General features: G+C 61.1%; 21 protein-coding genes. 5 read left to right on the top strand and 16 right to left on the bottom strand.

The window, feature by feature from the left end; all coding sequences use genetic code 11:
* Positions 1-13 precede the first annotated feature (13 nt).
* The 4 genes from ACR0LW_RS08380 to ACR0LW_RS08365 all read left to right on the top strand — a co-directional run bounded on the left by ACR0LW_RS08380 (position 14) and on the right by ACR0LW_RS08365 (position 3,773).
* Positions 14-733, top strand: a complete 720-nt coding sequence (locus tag ACR0LW_RS08380; RefSeq protein ID WP_480585720.1) for a helix-turn-helix transcriptional regulator — start codon at positions 14-16, stop codon at positions 731-733.
* A gap of 82 nt (positions 734-815) precedes the next feature.
* Positions 816-1,454, top strand: coding sequence for an acyl-homoserine-lactone synthase (locus ACR0LW_RS08375; protein ID WP_480882240.1), 639 nt, complete (start codon positions 816-818; stop codon positions 1,452-1,454).
* Positions 1,455-1,515: 61 nt separating this feature from the next.
* On the top strand, positions 1,516-3,048 hold the full coding sequence (locus ACR0LW_RS08370) for an AAA family ATPase (protein WP_170522281.1): 1,533 nt from the start codon (positions 1,516-1,518) through the stop codon (positions 3,046-3,048).
* Entirely contained in the window at positions 3,045-3,773 is a 729-nt protein-coding gene (locus tag ACR0LW_RS08365; RefSeq protein WP_480882238.1) for an SDR family oxidoreductase, read from the top strand. Before ACR0LW_RS08370 ends, ACR0LW_RS08365 begins: the two co-directional genes overlap by 4 nt.
* A gap of 3 nt (positions 3,774-3,776) precedes the next feature.
* On the opposite strand, the gene ACR0LW_RS08360 is transcribed toward ACR0LW_RS08365, so the two are convergent.
* The 13 genes from ACR0LW_RS08360 to trpS all read right to left on the bottom strand — a co-directional run bounded on the left by ACR0LW_RS08360 (position 3,777) and on the right by trpS (position 15,269).
* Entirely contained in the window at positions 3,777-4,544 is a 768-nt protein-coding gene (locus ACR0LW_RS08360; RefSeq protein ID WP_170455614.1) for a TIGR02186 family protein, read from the bottom strand.
* A 2-nt stretch (positions 4,545-4,546) separates the two neighbouring features.
* Positions 4,547-5,467 carry a sulfite exporter TauE/SafE family protein gene (locus ACR0LW_RS08355; protein ID WP_170455612.1) on the bottom strand — a complete coding sequence of 307 codons (921 nt, stop codon included), beginning with the start codon at positions 5,465-5,467 and terminating at the stop codon, positions 4,547-4,549.
* Between the two features lie 257 nt (positions 5,468-5,724).
* The gene (locus ACR0LW_RS08350) at positions 5,725-6,693 is read right to left on the bottom strand and encodes an ABC transporter permease (RefSeq protein WP_170522285.1); all 969 of its coding nucleotides are present in this window, start codon (positions 6,691-6,693) and stop codon (positions 5,725-5,727) included.
* The gene (locus ACR0LW_RS08345; RefSeq protein WP_170455607.1) at positions 6,693-7,787 is read right to left on the bottom strand and encodes an ABC transporter permease; all 1,095 of its coding nucleotides are present in this window, start codon (positions 7,785-7,787) and stop codon (positions 6,693-6,695) included. The genes ACR0LW_RS08350 and ACR0LW_RS08345 overlap by 1 nt, the downstream gene beginning before the upstream one ends.
* 1 nt (position 7,788) lies before the next feature.
* A complete protein-coding gene (locus ACR0LW_RS08340) occupies positions 7,789-9,318 on the bottom strand; it encodes an ABC transporter ATP-binding protein (protein WP_170455605.1) in 1,530 nt (509 codons plus the stop codon).
* A gap of 89 nt (positions 9,319-9,407) precedes the next feature.
* Positions 9,408-10,406 (bottom strand): BMP family ABC transporter substrate-binding protein, encoded by a 999-nt coding sequence (locus ACR0LW_RS08335; protein WP_170455603.1) that lies wholly within the window; start codon positions 10,404-10,406, stop codon positions 9,408-9,410.
* A gap of 161 nt (positions 10,407-10,567) precedes the next feature.
* Positions 10,568-10,981, bottom strand: a complete 414-nt coding sequence (locus ACR0LW_RS08330) for a GNAT family N-acetyltransferase (protein WP_480882236.1) — start codon at positions 10,979-10,981, stop codon at positions 10,568-10,570.
* A complete protein-coding gene (gene tsaB, locus ACR0LW_RS08325) occupies positions 10,978-11,568 on the bottom strand; it encodes a tRNA (adenosine(37)-N6)-threonylcarbamoyltransferase complex dimerization subunit type 1 TsaB (RefSeq protein WP_480882234.1) in 591 nt (196 codons plus the stop codon). The genes ACR0LW_RS08330 and tsaB overlap by 4 nt, the downstream gene beginning before the upstream one ends.
* On the bottom strand, positions 11,558-12,121 hold the full coding sequence (locus tag ACR0LW_RS08320; protein ID WP_170455597.1) for a NifU family protein: 564 nt from the start codon (positions 12,119-12,121) through the stop codon (positions 11,558-11,560). The genes tsaB and ACR0LW_RS08320 overlap by 11 nt, the downstream gene beginning before the upstream one ends.
* A gap of 69 nt (positions 12,122-12,190) precedes the next feature.
* The gene (locus ACR0LW_RS08315) at positions 12,191-12,784 is read right to left on the bottom strand and encodes a DsbA family protein (RefSeq protein WP_480882233.1); all 594 of its coding nucleotides are present in this window, start codon (positions 12,782-12,784) and stop codon (positions 12,191-12,193) included.
* Position 12,785: 1 nt separating this feature from the next.
* A complete protein-coding gene (locus ACR0LW_RS08310; protein ID WP_170455593.1) occupies positions 12,786-13,241 on the bottom strand; it encodes a universal stress protein in 456 nt (151 codons plus the stop codon).
* Between the two features lie 77 nt (positions 13,242-13,318).
* Entirely contained in the window at positions 13,319-14,182 is an 864-nt protein-coding gene (locus tag ACR0LW_RS08305) for a branched-chain amino acid aminotransferase (RefSeq protein WP_480882232.1), read from the bottom strand.
* Between the two features lie 58 nt (positions 14,183-14,240).
* Positions 14,241-15,269 (bottom strand): tryptophan--tRNA ligase, encoded by a 1,029-nt coding sequence (gene trpS / locus ACR0LW_RS08300; RefSeq protein ID WP_480882231.1) that lies wholly within the window; start codon positions 15,267-15,269, stop codon positions 14,241-14,243.
* Positions 15,270-15,355: 86 nt separating this feature from the next.
* On the opposite strand from trpS, the gene ACR0LW_RS08295 reads away from it, so the two are divergent.
* On the top strand, positions 15,356-16,042 hold the full coding sequence (locus ACR0LW_RS08295) for a rhomboid family intramembrane serine protease (RefSeq protein ID WP_480882229.1): 687 nt from the start codon (positions 15,356-15,358) through the stop codon (positions 16,040-16,042).
* Here the strand turns inward: ACR0LW_RS08295 and murJ are convergent, their stop codons facing one another.
* From murJ to ACR0LW_RS08280, 3 genes are read right to left on the bottom strand one after another with little or no spacing between them, the layout of a single operon-like run.
* Positions 16,043-17,584 (bottom strand): murein biosynthesis integral membrane protein MurJ, encoded by a 1,542-nt coding sequence (murJ, locus tag ACR0LW_RS08290; RefSeq protein ID WP_480882228.1) that lies wholly within the window; start codon positions 17,582-17,584, stop codon positions 16,043-16,045. It lies immediately after the preceding gene.
* Positions 17,581-20,400, bottom strand: a complete 2,820-nt coding sequence (locus ACR0LW_RS08285) for a [protein-PII] uridylyltransferase (protein WP_480882227.1) — start codon at positions 20,398-20,400, stop codon at positions 17,581-17,583. The genes murJ and ACR0LW_RS08285 overlap by 4 nt, the downstream gene beginning before the upstream one ends.
* A complete protein-coding gene (locus ACR0LW_RS08280) occupies positions 20,360-21,532 on the bottom strand; it encodes a penicillin-binding protein activator (RefSeq protein WP_170522305.1) in 1,173 nt (390 codons plus the stop codon). The genes ACR0LW_RS08285 and ACR0LW_RS08280 overlap by 41 nt, the downstream gene beginning before the upstream one ends.
* Positions 21,533-21,541: the final 9 nt, after the last annotated feature.

Here is a 21,541-nt window from a genome sequence, read left to right as displayed (position 1 = left end):
CGGGCGCCCGCGGATGGGAACAGAACTCGATTTGGGTCAGATCCTGCAGGATTTGGAAAACACCAGCACGCTTGACGAGCTCAGCGCGGTTGCATTTCGATTACGTGACCGTCTGAAGGTCGCACATCTGACCTATCACTGGGTGGACGGGGCCGGTGATCAATACGGCTGTACCACCTATTCCGATGACTGGGACGAACGGTATCGGGAAAAGAACTACCACCGCATCGACCCTGTCATTCTGGGCTGTTTCCAGCGGTTCCACCCGGTTGACTGGAAGGCGCTGGACTGGTCGAGCAAAGTGGCCAAGGCCTTTCTTCAGGACGCACTGGCGCATGGGATCGGCAACCAGGGCTATTCGATTCCAATCCGGGGGCCCAACGGGCAATTCGCGCTGTTCACCGTGAACCACAGTTGCGACGACCAGACCTGGCAGGATTTCATCTCGACCTACGGGCAGCAGCTGATCCTGGTAGCGCATTACATCAATCGCAAAGCGCTGGAGTTTGAAAAGGACAGGCAGCCTGAGTCGACGCGTGGCCTGTCACCCAGAGAGATCGACGCGATTACCCTGCTGGCGCTTGGATATAGCCGCGCGCAGGTGGCCCATTCGCTATCGATTTCCGAGCATACTTTGCGCGTCTATATCGAAAGCGCGCGGTCGAAGCTGGGCGCGCAGAACACAACGCACGCAATAGCCACGGCACTCAGCCGCGGGTTAATAGTGGTTTAAGCAACGTACGGTCCTCGAACAGTTAATTAACCACGTCTCTGTACCCCTTTCGTTCTTAAAAGAACGACGAGGGGAACACGTCATGTTGCGTTATCTGTATGCTGACGAGCTGCACAAATTTCCAATTCTGGCCAAGGGGATGTTTCGCGATCGCGCAGATCAGTTCAAAACCCGTTTGGGTTGGGACGTGCACGTTAACGAAAAAGGGGAAGAGCGGGATCAATATGACGATCTCAATCCGCTCTATGTCATCTGGGAAGAACCCGATGGCAGCCATGGTGGCTCGATGCGGGTGCTGCCCACAACAGGCCCTGTGATGGTGAACGAGGTCTTTGGCCATCTGAACGAGGGCGAGCCGATCTGCAGCCCCTTGATCTGGGAGGTGACGCGCTTTTGCCTGTCCCGAACCGCCAGCCCGCATACCGCCGGGGCCATCATGCTCAGCGGGGGCGAGATGATGGAAGCGTTCGGCCTGACCCATATCGCCGGGGTGTTTGATGCGCGGATGATACGCATCTATCGCATGATCGGCTCGTCCCCGATCGTTCTGGGGACAGAAGGCAAGGGGCGCGATCAGATCTCGGTCGGGCTGTGGCCCTATTCGGCAGATGACTGCAATCGCGTGGCGGCGCGGGCGGGCATCCCGCGCGACCTGTCGCGCCTGTGGTTCAAGACTGCTTTTGGCCCCGGCAGACGGCACCGGTTTGCCTTGTCTGCCTGACGGCGGCGAAAACGGCATTCCGCATCTGGTGGTGGCTGGCGCGGCCTTGTAGGGTCGCGCCATGTCTTTGCCCAATGTGACCTTCTCGGACGATCAGGCCGCCGCATATGACAGCATCGCCGAGATGCTGCGCTCAGCCGGTGTGGACCTGGAAGATGATGCGCTGCTCAAACTGCCGGGGGCCGGAAAATCCGGTGTGATGGCGGTGATCGGCAAGGCGGGGTCGGGCAAGACCCTGTTGCTGGCAGAGCTGTATAAGGCCCTTGCCGAAACCGGCGTTCAGATCGTGTCGGGCGACTATGAAAGCCGGAAATCCAGGGACAAGCGCACGCTTGCGATTCTGGCCCCCACGAACAAGGCCGCCAGCGTCCTGCGCCTGCGCGGTGTTCCGGCCACAACCATCCACCGCATCCTCTATACGCCGGTTTACGACCCAGAATACGAGCGCATCGCCGAATGGCTGGCCGGTAATGACGACCGGCCCGAGATCGAGGGCCTGACAGATGAGGCGCTGGACCGCGCAGCGGCGTTTTATGAGAACAACAAATCAATTCCCGGCGCGTTGGCGGCTGCGGGGTTGCGTGGATCGGATTTCATCACTGGCTGGAAGCGCCGGGATGAGCCGCTGGATATCGGTTTTGTCGACGAAGCCTCGATGCTGGATGACCGGCAGTTCGAAGACCTGAAAGAGATCTTTCCGACCCTGCTGATGTTCGGCGACCCCGCTCAGCTGGCCCCGGTCAACCAATCCGGCAGCATGGTGTTCGAGGCGCTGCCAGAGCCGCGCAAGCTGGTGCTGCACCGGGTGCACCGGCAGGACGCGGATAACCCGATCCTCGATCTGGCCCATGCGCTGGCAGACCCTGCGATGGGGTTCGAAGATTTCGAGCGTCTGGTCGAAGACACCGCCCGCCGCGACGACCGTGTGGTCTGGGGCCAGCGGGTCGAGGTTGATCTGATGGCCCGCAGCCCGGTTCTGGTCTGGCGCAACGCGACGCGTATCCGGCTGATCCAAGCGTTTCGGCAGGTCCATGGCGCGCCGGATACTGAGTTGCTGGAAGGCGAACCTCTGATCTGTGACGGGATCGAATTGCCGCTGAAGCACCGCAAGAAGCGGCTGGATCTTGAGGCGCGCGGGCTGATCAAGGGCGCTCAGGTTGTCTATCTTGGGCCGGGGCGCAAGCCGGGGTTTTCGCGCTTGCATGTGATGGGGGCCGAGGACCCTCAGGTCAGTGCGGCGTCGATTGTGCAGATCGAAAAGCCGGACGAAGAAGAGCCATTCATCCCCTATGCCGCCCGCATGGGGGCAACGTTTCTGCACGGCGCGGCGGTGACGATCCACAAGGCGCAAGGGTCCCAATGGGACACGGTGCAGGTCTTTGCACCAGACATCTATGCAGCAGCCCGGATGGGCCGGACCGAGGCTGGGCAGCCATTGTGGAAACGGCTGGCCTATGTGGCCATCACTCGGGCGCAGGAGCGGCTGATCTGGGTGGTGCGCAACCGACTGTCGAAACCCACCCATCCGCTGCGCGTGGACGACCTGCGCGCGGTCCCGGCGGCATCCCTGACATTGGAGGCGGAAGAGACATGAAAACCATCATCGTCACTGGCGCAAGCTCGGGCATCGGGCGGGCCACGGCCGAGCTGTTTCTGGCCGAGGGCTGGATGGTCGGCCTGTTGGCCCGCAGCGAAGACAAGCTGGCCGCCATGGCCGAGGGTCAACCGCGGGCTGTACCATTGGTTGCGGATGTGACGGACCCCATCGCCGTGGCCCGTGCCTTTCGATCCTTTGCCAACCGGGCTGATCGGCTGGACGTGCTGTTCAACAACGCGGGCATCTTTGCCCCCGGCGGCACAATCGACGAAATCGCGCTGGAGGATTGGTACCAAAGCGTCAACGTGAACCTCAACGGGATGTTCCTGTGCGCGCGTGAGGCGTTTCGGATCATGCGCAGCCAGGCGCCACAAGGGGGGCGGATTATCAACAACGGCTCGATTGCGGCCTATGTTCCACGACCCAACTCGGTGCATTACTCGGCCACGAAACATGCCATCACCGGGCTGACCCGCAGCCTGTCACTGGATGGGCGCGACTTTGGCATCGCTTGCGGTCAGATCGACATCGGAAACGCCCGCACGCAGATGGTTCAGGGGCTTGTCGATGCGGCCGTCGCAAACGGTGAAACGCCGGACCCGACAATGGACGTGCAGGACGCGGCGCGATCTGTTTTGCACATGGCCAATCTGCCGCCCGAGGCGAACGTGCAGTTCATGACCGTGATGGCCACCACGATGCCCTATATCGGACGGGGCTGAGCGTTACTTCTCGCGCAGCAGACGGAAGGCGGTTGATGCGCCCCAACCTGCAGCAATGGCGATGACCAGCGACATCAGGCCGTAAAGAACAGGCTGCTGGCGGGACATGTTGTACAGGAACCGCTCCAGCCCCACCTTGCGCACGTCGATGGTGGTTTCGTATTGCGAGACAACCTCACCCCCCCGTGTCAGGTAAATCCGCGCCACATAATCGCCTTCGGTCAGGTCAGCGGGCATCGCGATCGAGGTGCGAAACAGGGTTTGTTCGTCCACCGCGACCGTGTTTTCCCGAATCGAATACAGGTCTTCGTTTTCGCGAATCCGCACCACCGCATCGGCAAATTCCTGAGCGCCCCGAATATGCATCGCCGCCCCGACCGAGCGGATCGCCCGTTCGATGGAAATGCGATAGCGCAGATCTTCGGTGTCGGTGATGATCTCGTCAAACGGCGCGCTTGTGGCGACGGCATAGAAGCTGGGGGCAAGATCGACCAGAACGCTGTCGGTGTTGACCCAGATACCGAACCTCCGTTCCTTGCGCCGCACCGTGATCGGTTCGGACGGGCCTGCGACGGACACGATGACCTCAAGCGGGGGCCCTTCGGGGATCGGGGCCTCGCGCTTGATGGCGCCGAAGATCAGGATCTCGGAGCCGTCAAAATTGGCGGTGATGGCAACACGGTCCTGGCTGAGACCCAGAACAACCTGTTCCTCGGCTGCGGCGGCGGGCAGGCACAACAGGCACAAAGCGGCGATCAGAGGGCGCAACATTCTCAGTGCCCTCCGCTGTCGCCAAGCGAGAACAGCTCGGTCGGTTCCAGTAGCAGGTCCAGCGCCAGCTTGCCGCAGACGACCAGAACCAGCGCGGCCAGCAGAACACGCAGTTGCTCGGCCGGCATACGCGCGCCGATTACGGTGCCGATCTGCGCGCCGATGACACCTCCGACCAGCAAGAGAACCGCCAATACCACGTCAACGGTGTAGTTGGTGGTGGCGTGCAGCATGGTGGTGAAGGCGGTGACAAAGATGATCTGGAACAGCGAGGTGCCAACCACGACCTTGGTCGGCATGCCCAGCAGGTAGATCATCGCGGGTACCATGATGAAACCGCCGCCGACGCCCATGATCGCTGACAGAACGCCCACGCACAGTCCGACCAGAACCGGCGGAATGACCGAGATATAAAGGCCCGAGGTCCGAAAGCGCATTTTGAACGGCAACGCATGCACCCAGCCGCGCTGTCTGCGCTTGGCAGGGGTGGCGTTGCCCTTTTTTACGCGCCGAAGCGCGCGCAGGCTTTCGACGAACATCAGGCTGCCGATAACGCCCAGAAACACGACGTAGCACAAGGTGACCAGCAGATCGACCTGACCCAGCCCCTTGAGGTAGTTGAAAATCACCACACCCAGGGCCGCGCCTATCAGGCCGCCCGTTAAAAGCACCGTGCCCATCTTCAGATCGACCGTCTTTCGTCGGAAATGCGCCAGCACGCCCGAGAAGGACGAGGCAACGATCTGGTTGGCTTCGGTCGCAACCGCGACGGCAGGCGGGATGCCGATGAAGAACAGCAGGGGCGTCATCAGAAAGCCGCCCCCAACACCGAACATTCCGGACAGGATGCCGACCATCCCGCCCAGCCCTAACAGAAGAAAGGCATTCACGGAGACTTCGGCGATGGGAAGGTAGATCTGCATGTTGTCTTCTAGTCGGGCGAATGGGGCCAGTTCAATGCGACAAAGCCGCGATCAATTGGGATGGTTAAACACCGGAATTTGTACGTTTCCGTGACAGCCTGGCAGCGTATCGAGGTGATCTGTAGACCCCTGGTCACGCTGCTGTCTGGCAAAGGAAACACGCACATACCCTTTTAGAGCGGTTGCGGCATGCAAAATCAACTGTGCATGCCGCTCTGCAGCAAACAGGACCCAGAATTGTCTCGAAACTGGACTTATCAGCGTTCCTTTACATAGGGCTCACCACCCGCGCGGGGCGGTACCGCCTTGCCTACGAACCCGGCCAGAATGACAACGGTTAGGATATAGGGCAGGGCGTCCATTACCTGAACGGGAATCACCACTCCGCCCAGATCGATATTCTGGAACCGCAGCGCAACGGCTTGCAGCAGGCCGAACAGCAGACAGGCCCACATGGCATGCCACGGGCGCCATTTCGCGAAGATCAGCGCCGCCAGCGCAATAAAGCCCCGGCCTGCGGTCATCTCCTTGACGAACCCGGCCTGTAGCGCGGTTGCCAGATACGCCCCTGCAATACCGCAGAGCACGCCACAGATGGCCACTGCGGCAAAGCGAAGACCAACAACCGAGACGCCCGCCGTGTCCACCGCCGCCGGGTTTTCACCCACCGCCCGCAGACGCAGGCCGAACCGGGTGCGATACAGGATCCACCAGGTCAGCGGCACCATCAGAAAGGCGATGTAAACCAGGATCGAATGGCCCGACAGCAGCTCGGAGTAAATCGGGCCGAGAATTGGCACACCGCTCAGCGCTTCGGCAAAGGGAAACTCGATTGGCTCGAACCGGCCTTGCCCAAACAGGGACGGGGTGCGTCCGCCCTGCTGGAACCAGCTTTGGGCGATCAGCACGGTCAGGCCCGAGGCCAGAAAGTTGATGGCAACGCCCGAGATCAGCTGATTGCCCCGGAAGGTGATCGAGGCCACCCCGTGCAGCGCTGACAGGACCAGCGACGCGCCGATCCCTGCCAAAAGGCCCAGCCAGACCGAACCGGTTACGGCAGCGACGGCGGCCGAGAAAAAGGCCGACATCAGCATCTTGCCTTCAAGCCCGATGTCGAAGATACCCGCGCGTTCCGAATAAAGCCCCGCCAGACAGGCCAGCAGCAGCGGCGTGGCCAGACGGATGGTCGAATCGAGGACCTGGATGAGGGTAACGAAGAACTCCATCACTCAGCCCCCTTCCGCAGACCCAGGAACAGTTTCTCAAGCGGCATGCGCACCATGTTGTCGAGCGCCCCGGTAAACAGGATGACCAGCGCCTGAATGACTACGATCAGTTCCCGCGGGATCGAGGTCCAAAGCGCCAGTTCTGCGCCGCCCTGATACAGGAAGCCGAACAGCAGCGCCGCAAGGAATACGCCGAACGGGTGCGACCGGCCCATCAGGGCCACCGCGATGCCGATAAAGCCCGCGCCTTCGGTCGAGTTCAGAACCAGCCGTTCCGCCTCACCCATCACGTTGTTGATTGCCATCAGACCCGCCAGTGCGCCCGAGATCAGCATCGCGATGATAGTGATGCGCACGGGCGAGATACCGGCATAAACGGCCCCGGTTTCCGAATGGCCATAGGCGCGAATTTCATAGCCCAGCCTTGTGCGCCAGATCAGGGCCCAGACAATCACACAGGCCAGAATCGCCACGAAGAACGAGATATTGGCAGGCGCCCCCCGGAACATCACATTCTCGGCGGTTGAGAACATCGACTGGAATGTCGGCAGGTGGACAGCCTCGGGGAAGCGCGCGGTCGCCGGGTCTTGCGAGCCCTGTGGACGCATCACATTAACCAGCATGTAGTTCAGGAAGGCGGCGGCGATGAAGTTGAACATGATCGTGGTGATCACGATATGGCTGCCGCGCTTGGCTTGCAGATAGGCCGGGATCGCGGCCCATGCCGCGCCAAACAGCATCGAGGCGGCACAGGCGGCCAGCAGGGCAATGCTCCAATGCGGCCAGGGGACATAAAGGCAGACCATGGCAACGCCAAGCCCGCCCAGCATTGCCTGACCTTCGCCCCCGATATTGAACATCCGCGCGTGGAACGCGACGGCCACGGCCAATCCGGTGAACATGAAGTTGGTGGCGTAATACAGCGTATAGCCCCAGCCATAGGTCGATCCCAGCGCGCCGGTGACCATCAGGTTCACGGCTTCGACCGGGTTTTCTCCGATGGCCAGAATGACCAGCGCCGAAAGGATTGCGGCCAGTAGAAGGCTGATCACCGGGATCAGCACGACATCGGCCCATTTGGGCATTTTATCCATGTTACGCGGCCTCTCCCGCAACACCGGCCATCAGCAGGCCCAGTTCTTTCTCATCCGTCTCGGCGGGCAGACGTTCGCCCATGATATGTCCGTCAAACATCACCGCAATCCGGTCGGACAGTGAGAAGATTTCCTCCAACTCGACCGAGACCAGCAGGATGGCCTTGCCCTGATCGCGCAGGGCGACGATCTGTTTGTGAATGAACTCGATCGCGCCAATATCGACACCTCGGGTCGGCTGGCCGACCAGCAGCAGGTCGGGATTGCGCTCAATCTCGCGCGCGACGACGATCTTTTGCTGGTTCCCGCCCGAAAAGCTCTTGGCCGTCAGCCAGCCATTCGGTGGGCGGACATCGAATTTCTCGATCTTTGCTTCGGTATCGGCGCGTAGGGCGGCGTTATCCATGAAGATGCCACGTTTGTAAGCCGGGTCGCGGTGATAGCCGAAGGCCACGTTTTCCCAGGCGTGGAAGTCCATGATCAACCCTTCGCGCTGCCGATCTTCGGGCACATGGGCAATGTGCTGCGCGCGCCGCGCCTGTCCATCCGACCCCGCCCCGCTGAGCGGCAGCGGCACGCCATTCAGCTTGATGGAGCCCTGACCCGGACGCATCCCGCCCAGAACCTCCAGCAATTCCGACTGACCATTGCCCGCAACGCCGGCAATGCCGACGATCTCACCGGCCCGGACGGTCAGGTCGATGCCTTTGACCCGCTCAACACCGGCGCTGTCAAAGACTTGCAGGTTTTCGATTTCCAGAATCGGTTTGCCCGGCTTTGCAGGCACTTTATCGACCTGCAGCAGAACCTTGCGGCCCACCATCAGCTCGGCCAGTTCTTCAGGGCTGGTCTCGGACGTCTTGACAGTGGCCGTCATCTGCCCGCGCCGCATGACCGAAACAGTGTCGGTGTTCTCCATGATCTCGCGTAGTTTATGGGTAATCACGATTATCGTTTTCCCCTCGGCCCGCAGCCGGTCGAGGATGCGGAACAGCTGGTCCGCCTCGGACGGGGTCAGAACGCCGGTGGGTTCGTCGAGAATCAGAATCTCGGCCCGGCGGTACAGCGCCTTTAGGATCTCGACCCGCTGCTGCATACCAACGCCGATCTCGTCGATGCGTTTGTCGGGATCGACGAACAGCTCGTATTCTTCTTCCAGCGCCTTCAGTTCCTTACGCGCCTTGGCCAGCGATGGCGCCAGCATGCCGCCATCCTCGGCCCCCAGAACGATGTTTTCCAGAACGGTGAAGTTTTCGACCAGCTTGAAATGCTGGAACACCATCCCGATGCCCGAGGCAATCGCCGCCTGACTGTCCGGAATCTCGGTCCTGGTGCCGTTGATCCAGATCTCGCCTTTGTCGGCTTTGTAAAACCCGTAGAGGATGCTCATCAGCGTGGATTTGCCCGCACCGTTTTCACCGATGATCCCATGGATCGTTCCGGGGGCAACGCTGATGGAAATGTCTTTGTTGGCCTGAACCGGCCCAAAGGCTTTGGAAATCCCTTTGAGCTCAATGGCGGGGACGGTCATGTCGTGTCCTCAATTGCCGAAGGGACCGCGCAACCGGCGCGGCAGAAGGAAAAAGCGAGGCGAAAGAGACCCTCCGCCCCGCATGGGTTTTAGAATTGCAGTGCCGGGCAGCTGTCGTTCTCGTAGTAGCTGACAACCGAGACATTGCCGTCGATGATGTCGCGCCGTGCGCTTTCGATGGCCGAGCTCATTTCTTCGGTGACCAGCTCTGCGTTGTTTTCGTCCATGGCGACGCCAACGCCTTCTTCCGCCAGACCCATCGAGAAGACGCCGGTTTGCAGGTCTTCACCCGCCTTCATGGCGTCATAAACGGCAACATCCACGCGCTTGAGCATCGAGGTCAGCACTTTGCCCGGATGCAGGTGGTTCTGGTTGCTGTCCACGCCGATCGACAGGATGCCTTCGTCGGCTGCGGTTTGCAGAACACCAACGCCGGTGCCGCCTGCGGCCGCGTAAATCACGTCAGCGCCCTGACTGATCTGCGCCTTGGTCAGTTCCGAACCCTTCACCGGGTCGTTCCATGCCGCGGGGGTGGTGCCGGTCATGTTGGCGACAACTTCAATATCCGGGTTCACGGCCTTGGCACCTTGGGCGTAACCGCAGCCAAAGTGGCGAATCAGCGGGATGTCCATGCCGCCGATAAAGCCAACGGTGCCCGACTGGGACGCCATCGCTGCCATCATGCCGACCAGATACGATCCTTCATGTTCCGCAAAACCGATCTGACGGATGTTCGGAGCCTCCAGCCAGGTCACGTCAACCGCAACAAACTTGGTGTCCGGGTAATCACCGGCAACAGCGGCCAGCGGATCGGCCATGGCAAAGCCCATGGTGATGATCGGGTTGGCACCGGCCTCGGCAAAGCGGCGCAGGGCCTGTTCGCGCTGGGCTTCCGACTGAAGCTCGATCTCGCGGTAGGTTTTGCCGGTTTGATCTGCCCAACGCTGTGCGCCGTTATGTGCGGCCTCGTTGAACGACTTGTCGAACTTGCCACCCAGGTCAAAGATCAGCGCCGGTTCGGCCAGGGCTGCGCCAGCTGTCAGTGCGACCGCCGCAGCGGCACCCATCAGAGATTTCATGAGGGTCATTTCTTACTCCCGTTGTTTTTGTCGTTGGTCCAAGGCCAAGGATAGCCCCGATTACCCACTCAGAGCGAGCATAACTGTTGTGATGGCGGGAATTAAGGATGTTTGCAACAGGTGGGGTCAATAGATTTTTGACCGTTTGGTCCGAAAATTGCCACTTACCGTCAGGGCAGGGCGCATTCCATGACAATTGCGTCGCAGTTTGGGCCGTTTTCTCGGCGGTAGTAGCCCTTGCGCTGACCGCACACCCGGTATCCGCAGCGATGGTACAGCGCGATTGCGGGCCGATTGTCGGCAGCTACGTCCAGAAACGCCCGTGTCGCGCCCAGTTGCGCAGCCTTTGCGTGCCAGTCGTTCATGCACAGCAGGCCCAGCCCCTGCCGTTGATAGCTGGGGTGAGTCGCGATGGTCAGCAACTCCGCCTCATCCGCAATCACCTGAAACAGAGCGAAGGCTTTGGGCGTGCCGATGCAGTGGGTGAACGGGTTGGTCAGCAGATCAGCGAACTCGGACGCCGTCCAAGGACGGGATTGGGTGAAAGCGGCGGCATGTGTTGCGGCCAGATCCCGAGGTGTCATTCGTCCAGCAAGACCGGAGGTGTGTCGCTGGACGGTGCCGCATCGGCGGGGCGGACGTATAAAGGCGCAGGCGGCAGGGTTTCGGAGTTCCATCGACGTGCTGCAACCCGCGCAATGGCTTGCGCCTGCGCTGCCGGGTCGGGGCAGAAGTAGAGCGGCCCCAATACCTTGGCCTCTTCCAGTGATATCAGGCGTGCGGGCGAGTCAGCCGTTTGCACATAGACCTGATCGCGCGGTGCCGGGATGGTGGGGATATGGGTGTCCGGGGCAATGTCGGCCAAGGCGTCAAAGCCAGATACACCCACGGCGGGGACGTTCAGGCCCAAGGCCAGCCCCCGGGCCGCCGATACCGAAATGCGAATGCCGGTGAAGTTTCCGGGCCCGACGCCGACGCCAATGGCGTCCAGATCTGCCCAGCTACAGCCCGCTTGCGCCAACACCTCTTCCAATAGGGGCATCAGCCGTTCGGCCTGTCCGCGTGACATGGCCTCGGCCACGGATACGACGATCTGTCCACCCCGCAGCAAAGCGGCCGCGCAATGCGCGGCCGATGTGTCAAATGCCAGTATTGTCGGGTCAGACGGCAACCGGACGAACCTCGGTCACTTCGGGGATGTAGTGGCGCAGCAGGTTCTCGATACCCATTTTCAGGGTCAGTGTGGACGAGGGGCACCCGGCGCAAGCGCCCTGCATATGCAGGTAAACCACGCCCCGGTCAAAGCCGTGGAAGGTGATGTCACCACCATCCTGCGCCACTGCGGGGCGCACGCGGCTGTCCAGCAACTCTTTGATCTGGTTGACGACTTCCGCATCCTCACCGGTATGTTCCGCATGACCGGATGCCGTTGTTGCGTCCGCACCCATAACGGGTTGACCGGACTGGTAATGCTCCATCACCGCGCCAAGGATGGCGGGTTTGATGTGGTCCCACTGCACGTCATCCGATTTGGTGACGGTGACAAAGTCGTTCCCGAAGAACACGCCGGTCACGCCGTCAACGCCGAAGATGCGCTTGGCCAGAGGGGATTTCTCACCCGCTTCGGCGGTTGGAAAATCGGCTGTTCCCGCCTCAAGCACCGTCTGGCCGGGCAAAAACTTCAATGTGGCCGGGTTTGGAGTGGATTCGGTCTGAATGAACATGGGACAGCTCCGTCTAAGGTGCCATTGATATGCGCGTCGCAGTCGGGGAAGTCAAGATTTGGAACTATTCTAAATTGAGGCGGCGTAGTCCAGCGCCTGATCCAGCCGGTCATCGCCCCAAAACAGCTCATCCCCGACCAGAAAGCTGGGCGCGCCAAAGATACCTGCCGCCTTGGCCCGATCCGTTTGCTGAAACAGCGCGGCCTTGACGTCCGAATCCGCCGTTCGCTGCAACAGATCAGACGGCAGACCCGCATCGCGCAGACAGTCCAGCAGAGTCCCTTGATCCGAAATGTCGCGACCCTGACCAAACTGGGCGCTGTAGACGGCGCGGACAAAACGCGCCTTTTGGTCTGGCGAGTCGATGGCCAGAACCAAACGCGCCGCGTGCAGGCCGTTCTGCGGGAACGGGTCCGGGCGTTGAAACGGCAAGGCGCGCGCATCGCATAACCGCTCCATATCCCGCCACATATAGCGGCCTTTGGCGGGGTAGAGGTTGAAGGGCGACGTGGTCCAGCCCTGATCGGCAAAGATCGGCCCCAACAGGAACGGTTGCCAGTTCACGGTCACGCCCTTTGCGGTGGCGGCCTGTTCGATGCGCATGGCGCTGAGATAGGAATAAGTCGAGGCGAATTCGAACCAGAAGTCGACCGCCGCCCCCATATCAGGTGATTTCTTCCAGCTTTTCCTTGCTCAGATCGCCGGGCACGATTGTGATCGGGATCGGCAGGCTGCCCGAGTTCTTCGTCAATTGCGTAACCAGCGGGCCGGGCCCCTTTTTGTCGGTGCCCGCCCCCAGAACCAACACGCCGATTTCGGGGTCGGACTGCACATGTTCGATGATCTGAGGCACCGGATCGCCTTCGCGGATCGCCAGTTCCGGCTCGACGTTTTGTTTGTCGCGCATCCACTTGGCGAACACTTCGTAATGCGCGTGGATACGTTCGCGCGCTTCTTCGCGCATGACCTCGGCCACACCGATCCAGTGGTTAAACTCGTCCGGCGGGATGACCGACAGGATCGTGACGCCGCCGCCGGTATGGGCCGCGCGCATTGCGGCAAAGCGCATCGCATTCAGGCATTCACGGCTGTCATCCAGTACGACCAGGAACTTGCGCATGGGTGTCCTCATTCTTTTTTGGGGATGATGCCCGACCGATTGCGCGCTGGCAACTCGGGCAATGCCCACATATTCAGCTAGCGATCGCTGGCAGCCCAATCCCAATAAAGACCACGGGCGCGGCGGGCAATAGGGCCAATCTGAAATTGCGTGTCGTCCAGCGCGGTTACCGGCGTCACCTTGTTCATGTTCCCGGACATGAACACCTCATCCGCCTGATGGAAATCGTCAAAGCCCAGAATCGTTTCGTGCACGATAACGCCATCGGCGCGCAGGTTCTTGATGTGACGCGCGCGGGTGATCCCTGCCAAAAAGGTGCCGTTGGGGATCGGGGTAAAGACCTCTCCGTCCCGGACCATGAAGATATTGGCGGTTGCGGTCTCGGCCACATTGCCCATCGCGTCCGCAACCAGTGCGTTCGAGAACCCTTTGGAGCGCGCCTCCTGCAGCATGCGGGCGTTGTTGGGGTAAAGGCATCCGGCTTTGGCATGCACAACGGCAGATTCCAGAACCGGCCTGCGAAAGCGCGTGGTTGTCAAGGTGGCCGAGGCCGTCTCGGGCGCCATCGGAATCTCTTCCAGGCAAATTGCGAAACCGGTGCTGTTTTCCTTTGGAACAATGGCAGTGGCGTCACCATCGATGCCCCAATACATCGGGCGAATATAGACGCCTGTGTCCTGGCCGTAGGCCTGCAGCCCGTCGCGTACCAGATCGACCATTTGTTCTGGCGTCACCGTCGGCGTCAGCATCAGCGCCTCAGCCGAGCGGTTCACGCGGGCGCAATGGGCCAGAAGATCCGGGGCCATGCCCTCGAAATACCGCGCCCCGTCAAACACTGACGAGCCCAGCCACGCGCCATGGTCGGCGGCACGCATGATCGGAGCGTCCCCATCGTGCCATTGGCCTTCGAAATAGGTGCGGATATTCTTGCCGGTTGCCATGACGCCCTCCCAAGCTTTGGGCAAACCTAGGAGGGCGTCAGGCGAAGGTCCAGTGTAATCAGCGCGATGCTGCGCCGACCATACCCACAATGTCGTAGGTCTGGCGCAGGATCGGCGCGGTGATTTCGCGCGCGCGTTCAGTGCCACGTGCCAGAATGCGGTCGATCTCGGCCTGATCGTTCATCAGCCGCGCCATCTCGGACGAGATCGGCGACAGTTTCTCGACCGCCAGTTCCGCCAGCATCGGTTTGAACTCACCGAACTGTTTGCCGCCCACATCTGACAGCACCTGTTCCGCGCTTTGATCCGCAAGAGCGGCGTAGATGTTCACCAGATTGCGCGCTTCGGGGCGGTCTTCCAGACCATCGGGTTCTGACGGCAGGGCATCCGGGTCCGTCTTGGCCTTGCGGATTTTCTTGGCGATCGTGTCGGCATCGTCGGTCATGTTGATCCGGCTCATATCCGATGGATCGGATTTGGACATCTTCTTGGACCCGTCGCGCAGGCTCATGACCCGCGTGGCCGCGCCTTCGATCACCGGTTCGGTAATGGGGAAGAAATCCACGCCGAAATCGTTGTTGAACTTGATCGCAATGTCGCGTGTCAGTTCCAGATGCTGCTTCTGATCCTCGCCCACAGGGACATGGGTCGCGTGATAGATCAGAATGTCGGCCGCCATCAGCGACGGGTAGGCGAACAGACCCAGCGAGGCATTCTGCTGGTTTTTGCCCGCCTTGTCCTTCCACTGAGTCATCCGCTGCATCCAACCCATCCGGGCGACACAGTTGAAGATCCAGCCAAGCTGCGCGTGCTCAGGCACCTGACTTTGGTTGAACAGAATCGACTGTTCGGGGTCGATGCCAGCGGCGATGAACCCGGCGCATAGCTCGCGGGTATTGTGGGACAGCGCAGCGGGGTCCTGCCATGTGGTAATCGCGTGCAGGTCGACCATGCAATAGATGGTTTCGAACTCTGGCCCCTGCATGTCCACAAAGCGCTTCATCGCGCCCAGATAATTGCCCAGGGTCAGCCCGCCCGAAGGCTGGATGCCGGAAAACACGCGCGGCGTGAATTGGGTCTGGGTCATCGAAGGGAACTCCCGTCTGGAAAAATCAGCCCTCGTCGCTTACCCATGAGGGTCAGGGACGTCAACAGCCGCGAAAGGCCCGCCCAATGAGCAGTGAGCACTACACACCCGCCGTGAACCCCCTGCCGCCCGTCGTGGTGGCGCTGGTTCTGTTCATCATCGGGATCGAACTGGCCTTCACGCTAGGCGCGCGCGGGCTGGTCGGAGGGCCAGGTGCAGTAGGCTGGCGGTTGGATGCGCTGCAGAGCTACGCCTTTTCGGCGGATATTTTCGACTGGATGGTGCTGAACGGTCGCTGGCCGTTCGAGCATGTCATCCGTTTCGTGACCTATCCCTTTGTCTCGACCAATTTCACCCAAGCGGTGTTCGTCTGCGTCTTCGTGCTGGCCATGGGCAAGATGGTCGGAGAGGTCTTTGGCGGCTTTCCGATGCTGTTGATCTTTGTGCTGTCCGGCGTGGGTGGCGCGCTGGCCTATGCGTTGATCCTTGATCCTTCATATCCCTTGGTCGGAGGCTTCCCACCGGTCTACGGATTGATCGGTGCCTTCACATGGCTGTTGTGGCGCAAGCTGTCTCTGGTCGGCGAAAATCAGGCACGGGCTTTCCAGTTGATCGCCGTACTGATGGGTATTCAACTGCTCTTTGGGTTGCTGTTTGGCGGGACGTCCGATTGGGTGGCCGATGTGGGTGGGTTTGCCACCGGGTTCGGGCTGTCGTTCTTTCTGGCCCCGGGCGGTTGGGCCCGGATCAAGGGCCGCATCCGGCGCGATTGATCAGGACCGGCGCAGGGCGCGCTTGAACTCGGACATTTTGAAGGCCCCCAACAAATGGCCAAGCGCGAAATACGCAACCGCCGCCACGACGATCAGCGCCAGTAACGCAAGATAGCGCCAGCCCGCCAGCGCGAAGGCCCAACCGAACAGGTAAGTGGCTGCACCCAGCACCACGCCCATTCCGACCGAAGCCGCAACGATCCGCCATGCGCGCAGTTTGAACCGGTCATCAAACCGCGCCTCGTCCCCCATGCGCCGCGCACCGATGGCCAGCAAGGCAACCATCGCCCATCCGGCAACCGACGCTGCAATGGCGGGTGCGATCCATCCGACCACAGGATAAAGACCAAAGGCCAAAGCCGCATTGATGATCATGGCAACGACAGCATAGCGGAAGGGGGATTTCGTATCCTCGCGCGCGAAATACAGCGGTTGCAGCAGTTTCTGCAGCATGAAGGCCGGAAGCCCGACGCCGTAGATTGCCACGGCGAGCGCTGTGGCGGCGGTATCCTCGGCGCTGAACTGGCCGCGCTCGAACAGGACCGAAACCAAGGGTATCGGGATGATCAGAAACGCCACGGTCGAGGGCAGCGTGAGCAGCAACATGAACTCGCCCGCGCGCGAGAATGCGTTGCGTGCACCGTCCTTGTCGTCTGCGCGCAGACGGCGGGACAGGTCGGGCAGCAGGACAATGCCGATGGCAATCCCGACAACGCCCAGAGGCAACTGATACAGACGATCCGCCGCGAAGAGCCAACTGACGGCTTTCTCGGTCTTGGACGCCACCAACTGCCCCACCACAAGATTGACCTGCGTAACTCCCATAGCCAACGCGGCAGGGATCGCAATGCGAACCATGTTGCGCATTTCCGGTGTCAGGCGCGGCAGGCCCGCGCGGATACGGATACCCGCGCGCTCGGTCGCGACCCAGACCAGAGCCAGTTGAGCGACGCCGGCGACAGGGATCACGGTAATGAGCCAGCGAATGACCTCACCGCCGGATATCGCGCCAAAGATAAGGGCCGAGCACGCAAAGATGTTCAGCAAAACGGGCGCGGCAGCGGCGGCTGCAAAGCGGCCCGTCGCATTCAGCACGCCCGAAAACAAGGCCGCCAATGACATGAACAGGATGTAGGGGAAGACGACGTAGCCGTAATCGACGGCCAGATCGAACCTCTCATCGCCATAGAACCCTTCGGCCGTCAGCCACACAAGGCCCGGCATGAATACCATTGCCAGACCGACCAGAACCAGCACGGCTGCGCCAAGCAGGTTGAATGCATCCTGTGCGAACCCTTCGGCGTTTTCACCGCCTTCAAGACGTTTGGAAAACATCGGGACAAAGGCCGCGTTGAACGCCCCTTCGGCGAAAAACCGTCGGAACATATTGGGCAGGCGGAAGGCCGCCACAAAGGCGTCCATCACCGGCCCCGGGCCGATATAGGCGGTCAGCAGAATCTCTCGCAGAAAGCCCAGAATGCGGCTGGCCAGAGTCCAGAACCCAACCGTGAAAAAGCCCGAAAACAGCCGGATCTGCTTCATGAGGCCGCGCGCTCGGCGCCTTCGGTGATGGCGGTGCGCAGCTTGGCCTCAAGCCCGCGCTGCTTGCTTTCCGAGTGGTATTTCAGCCCGAACATATCCTTGACATAGAAGGTATCCACCACCTGTTCGCCATAGGTCGCGATCACGGCGTTGGCGATATAGACATTGGCCGCCGCTAGCGTCCGCGTCAGATCATAGAGCAAGCCGGGCCGGTCGCGGGTATCAACCTCGATGATCGTGTAAATCTCGGACCCGTCATTGTCGAAGGTGATATGGGTCGGCACGTTGAACGCGCGCTCGCGTTTCTTGATCTTGTCGCGGGATTTCAGCGCCTCGCGGGCGACAACCTCGCCCTTCAGGGTCTTGTGGATCATCTGCGTCAGACGCGGCAGGCGCGCGGCCTCGAATGGGTGGCCCTCGGCATCTTGTATCCAGAATGCGTCGGTGACGTAGCCGTCCTTGGTCGTGTAGCTGCGTGCGTCCACCACGTTCGCCCCGACCAGCGCCAGAGCGCCCGCAATCCGCGCAAAGATACCGGGGTGGTCGCCCATGGCAAAGCAGGCCCGGGTCGCGTCGCGATCCTCGTCCGGGTGCAGACGGATTTCGACTTCGCCCGGATCACCGCTGCGATCCAGCGCGCGCAGCATGTCCGCAAACTCCACATGGGTCGCCACGTTCAGACCCTGCCAATAGGGTGCGTAATGCCGCCCGGTTTCGACCTTGAGGTCGGCCTTGGACCAATCCGCAAGCTGGGCCCGCAGCGCCTTTTTGGCCTCGGTCCCGCGATTGGCGCGGTTCAGGTCCTCCATCCCGGTCTCAAGCGCCCGCTTGGTTTCGGCGTGCAGGGCCCGCAACAGGGTGGCCTTCCAGTTGTTCCAGGTGGTTGGCCCGACGCCGCGAATGTCGCAGACCGTCAGCACGGTCAACAGGTCCAGCCGCTTGACCGTCTGCACGGCTTTGGCAAAGTCCCGCACGGTGCGCGGGTCAGAAATATCGCGTTTCTGCGCCATGTCGGACATCAGCAGGTGATAGCGCACCAGCCATTCGACCGTCTCGGAATCCCCCTTGTTCAACCCAAGCCGGGGGGCCACCTTGCGCGCGATCTGCGCCCCCAGGATCGAGTGATCCTCGGGCCGCCCCTTGGCGATATCGTGCAGCAGCAAGGCCACATACAGAACCTTGCGGTTGACGCCACCTTTCAGGATCGAAGAGGCCAGAGGCAAGGACTCCATCAACTCTTCGCGCTCGATCTGGGCCAGGTTCACGATGCACTGAATGGTATGCTCGTCCACCGTATAGCTGTGATACATGTTGAACTGCATCATCGCGACGATGGGCTCGAACTCGGGCAGGAAGGCCGATAACACGCCCAGTTCGTTCATCCGCCGCAAGGCCCGTTCCGGGTTGCCGTGTTTCAGCATCAGGTCCAGGAAAATGCGCCGCGCTTCTTTGTTGTTGCGCATGTCCTCGTCGATCAGATGCAGGTTGGCTGTTACCAGCAGCATTGCGTCGGGATGGATTAACATACCGGTCCGCAACCCTTCCTCGAACAGGCGCAGAAGGTTCACCTTGTCGGCCAGAAACGCGTCCGGATCAGCGATGTTCAGACGCCCGTGCACGACGCTGTAGCCCTGCTTGACCCTCGGGCGACGCCGGAAGATCCGTTCAAGCAATGGGGCACCTTTCACATGCGCGGCTTCCAGCTTGGTCAGGAAGATCCGCGTCAGCTCGCCCACGCGCGTCGCCTCGCGGAAATAGCGCTGCATGAACACCTCGACACCGCGCCGACCGGCCCTGTCTTCGTAGCCCATTCGCGCCGCGACCTCGACCTGCATGTCAAAGGTCAGCTGTTCCGTCGCACGCCCCGTGACCAGATGCAGATGAGAGCGCACGGCCCACAGGAAATCCTCGGCCTCGACAAAGGTCTTGAACTCTTCGGGTGTGAACAGACCCAGCGGCACAAGCTCGGCCACATCCTGAACGCCGTAGATGTATTTTGCAATCCAATACAGCGATTGCAGGTCGCGCAGCCCGCCCTTGCCTTCTTTCACATTCGGTTCGACCATATAACGCTGGCCCTGTTTCAGGTGGCGTTCGTCGCGTTCCTTTAGTTTGGCCTCGATGAACTCGCGCTCGGTCCCTTTGAACAGGTCGGATTTCAGCTTGTCGTCCAACTCCTCCGCCAGGGCCGTGTCACCGGCCAGATAGCGCTGTTCCAGCATCGCGGTGCGGATGGTGAAATCTTCGGCTCCCAACCGCAGGCAGTCTTTGATGGTGCGAGAGGAATGTCCCACCTTCAGCCGCAAATCCCACAGGATGTAGAGCATGGATTCAATCACGCTCTCGGCCCAGGCGGTGATCTTGTAAGGCGTCAGAAACAGCAGATCGACATCCGAGGCCGGGGCCATCTCGCCCCGCCCATATCCGCCAACGGCCAGAACGGCGATCCGTTCGCCTTGCGTCGGGTTGGCCAGAGGGTGCAGACGCTCGCTGGACACGCGCATCGCCGTGCCGACCAGTTGATCGGTCAGGTGGGTATAGGATCGGGTCAGGGGCCGCGCATCAAAGGGGCGCGCCGCAAACGCATCCGCAATGGCCTTGCGACCGGTCTTCTGCGCATCCCGCAGGATTCGCACGGTTTCCGAACGGATCGCGGCGTTGTCCGCGCAGGTTTCAAATGCAGACGCCAGTTGTTCAGTCACACTGGCGCTGTCGAAAATATCCTCGGCGGGGCAGATTAGCACGGTGTCGGGCGCGGCAACCAGACCGGGTCGATCAGAAACCGGCGCCAGAGAAGCTTTGTGGGGCAGGGTCAATCACAACCACCTGTTTGTTCTGGATCGTGGCGACGGCCAGACCGCGTTCGTTGGTGCCGTTCGGACGCAGACGGAAGATGCCGCCGACGCCCTGGAAACCGGCGTTCTGTGTCAGGGCCGCCCCGGTCAGCGCGTCGGATTTGCCTTGCGAGACCAGTGCGCCGATGGCCGCGATGCCGTCATAGGCCAACCCACTGATTGGATGCGGGGCCTCGCCATAGGTCGCGTTATAGCGCTGGCGGTAGGCTTGTGCCTTGGACGGGTCCGGCAGGGCGAACCAACCGCCCTGAACACCCGGCAGTTCCAGCGTTTGCGGCGGGATGTCCCAGCGGGTCAGGCCGATGAATTGCGTCGTGGCCGGCGAGACGCCTGCCTCTGGCAGAAGCTGGGTGAACAGGGGCAATGCTCCGGCCGTTGTTGCTGTCAGGAACACCGAGTCCGCGCCCGACGAATCCACAGTTGCCTTGACGGTGGGAACCGCGTTTATCACCCCTTGTTGCGAGCGGTCATAGCCCACAGTGCCCGCGTTGTTGACCGGGCTGGAGTTCAGCGCATTGGCAATGGCCGACTGGCCCAACTGGCCCGCCGCGTCATTGCTGTGCACAATTACGGTGCCGGTTTTACCTTGCGAGCCTGCATAGTTCACCAACCGGTTTGCAGTGTTCTGGAATGTGGGGCCAAGCACGTAGACATTACCGCCCGCGATGCTGGTGTTGTTCGAAAAGGACAGAACATTGACGTTGTTGTTCAGCACAGCCAGCCCGGCCGCGTTGGCCGCTTGTGCGTAGACCGGTCCGATGATGATCTTGGCCCCGTCCGACACGGCCTGCTGCGCAACAACGGATGCGGTGCCCGCGTTTCCGGCAGTGTCATAGACCCGCAGGTCGATCTGAACATTCGGAAGATCGTTCATCGCCAGCCGCGCGGCGTTCTCAAGGCTGCGCGCCAGTGCGGCGTCTCCCGCCTGACCTGACCCGCTTGGAACCAGCAGGGCGACCGGGACAGGTTTCGACGTGTTGATCGATGGCCCACCGCCCAAACCGCCGACGTCACAGGCAGCCAGAAACGCCACGGTGGCCAGGGCAGCAGCGGCCTTCGCCAGCTTGCTAACGGGCTTGCAAACGGTAAACATCTAAAAGAA

This window comes from Ruegeria sp. N4 (assembly GCF_056531425.1).
The sequence above is the reverse complement of the archived record's forward strand: the minus strand, read 5'-3'. Positions and strand labels throughout refer to the sequence as shown.

What these genes read in the sequence shown, in the direction of transcription:
- ACR0LW_RS08380 (WP_480585720.1), top strand. Translation starts at nt 14, where the DNA reads ATGGGAACAGAACTCGATTTGGGTCAGATCCTGCAGGATTTGGAAAAC.
- ACR0LW_RS08375 (WP_480882240.1), top strand. Translation starts at nt 816, where the DNA reads ATGTTGCGTTATCTGTATGCTGACGAGCTGCACAAATTTCCAATTCTG.
- ACR0LW_RS08370 (WP_170522281.1), top strand. Translation starts at nt 1,516, where the DNA reads ATGTCTTTGCCCAATGTGACCTTCTCGGACGATCAGGCCGCCGCATAT.
- ACR0LW_RS08365 (WP_480882238.1), top strand. Translation starts at nt 3,045, where the DNA reads ATGAAAACCATCATCGTCACTGGCGCAAGCTCGGGCATCGGGCGGGCC.
- ACR0LW_RS08360 (WP_170455614.1), bottom strand. Translation starts at nt 4,544, where the DNA reads ATGTTGCGCCCTCTGATCGCCGCTTTGTGCCTGTTGTGCCTGCCCGCC.
- ACR0LW_RS08355 (WP_170455612.1), bottom strand. Translation starts at nt 5,467, where the DNA reads ATGCAGATCTACCTTCCCATCGCCGAAGTCTCCGTGAATGCCTTTCTT.
- ACR0LW_RS08350 (WP_170522285.1), bottom strand. Translation starts at nt 6,693, where the DNA reads ATGGAGTTCTTCGTTACCCTCATCCAGGTCCTCGATTCGACCATCCGT.
- ACR0LW_RS08345 (WP_170455607.1), bottom strand. Translation starts at nt 7,787, where the DNA reads ATGGATAAAATGCCCAAATGGGCCGATGTCGTGCTGATCCCGGTGATC.
- ACR0LW_RS08340 (WP_170455605.1), bottom strand. Translation starts at nt 9,318, where the DNA reads ATGACCGTCCCCGCCATTGAGCTCAAAGGGATTTCCAAAGCCTTTGGG.
- ACR0LW_RS08335 (WP_170455603.1), bottom strand. Translation starts at nt 10,406, where the DNA reads ATGACCCTCATGAAATCTCTGATGGGTGCCGCTGCGGCGGTCGCACTG.
- ACR0LW_RS08330 (WP_480882236.1), bottom strand. Translation starts at nt 10,981, where the DNA reads ATGACACCTCGGGATCTGGCCGCAACACATGCCGCCGCTTTCACCCAA.
- ACR0LW_RS08320 (WP_170455597.1), bottom strand. Translation starts at nt 12,121, where the DNA reads ATGTTCATTCAGACCGAATCCACTCCAAACCCGGCCACATTGAAGTTT.
- ACR0LW_RS08315 (WP_480882233.1), bottom strand. Translation starts at nt 12,784, where the DNA reads ATGGGGGCGGCGGTCGACTTCTGGTTCGAATTCGCCTCGACTTATTCC.
- ACR0LW_RS08310 (WP_170455593.1), bottom strand. Translation starts at nt 13,241, where the DNA reads ATGCGCAAGTTCCTGGTCGTACTGGATGACAGCCGTGAATGCCTGAAT.
- ACR0LW_RS08305 (WP_480882232.1), bottom strand. Translation starts at nt 14,182, where the DNA reads ATGGCAACCGGCAAGAATATCCGCACCTATTTCGAAGGCCAATGGCAC.
- trpS (WP_480882231.1), bottom strand. Translation starts at nt 15,269, where the DNA reads ATGACCCAGACCCAATTCACGCCGCGCGTGTTTTCCGGCATCCAGCCT.
- ACR0LW_RS08295 (WP_480882229.1), top strand. Translation starts at nt 15,356, where the DNA reads ATGAGCAGTGAGCACTACACACCCGCCGTGAACCCCCTGCCGCCCGTC.
- murJ (WP_480882228.1), bottom strand. Translation starts at nt 17,584, where the DNA reads ATGAAGCAGATCCGGCTGTTTTCGGGCTTTTTCACGGTTGGGTTCTGG.
- ACR0LW_RS08280 (WP_170522305.1), bottom strand. Translation starts at nt 21,532, where the DNA reads ATGTTTACCGTTTGCAAGCCCGTTAGCAAGCTGGCGAAGGCCGCTGCT.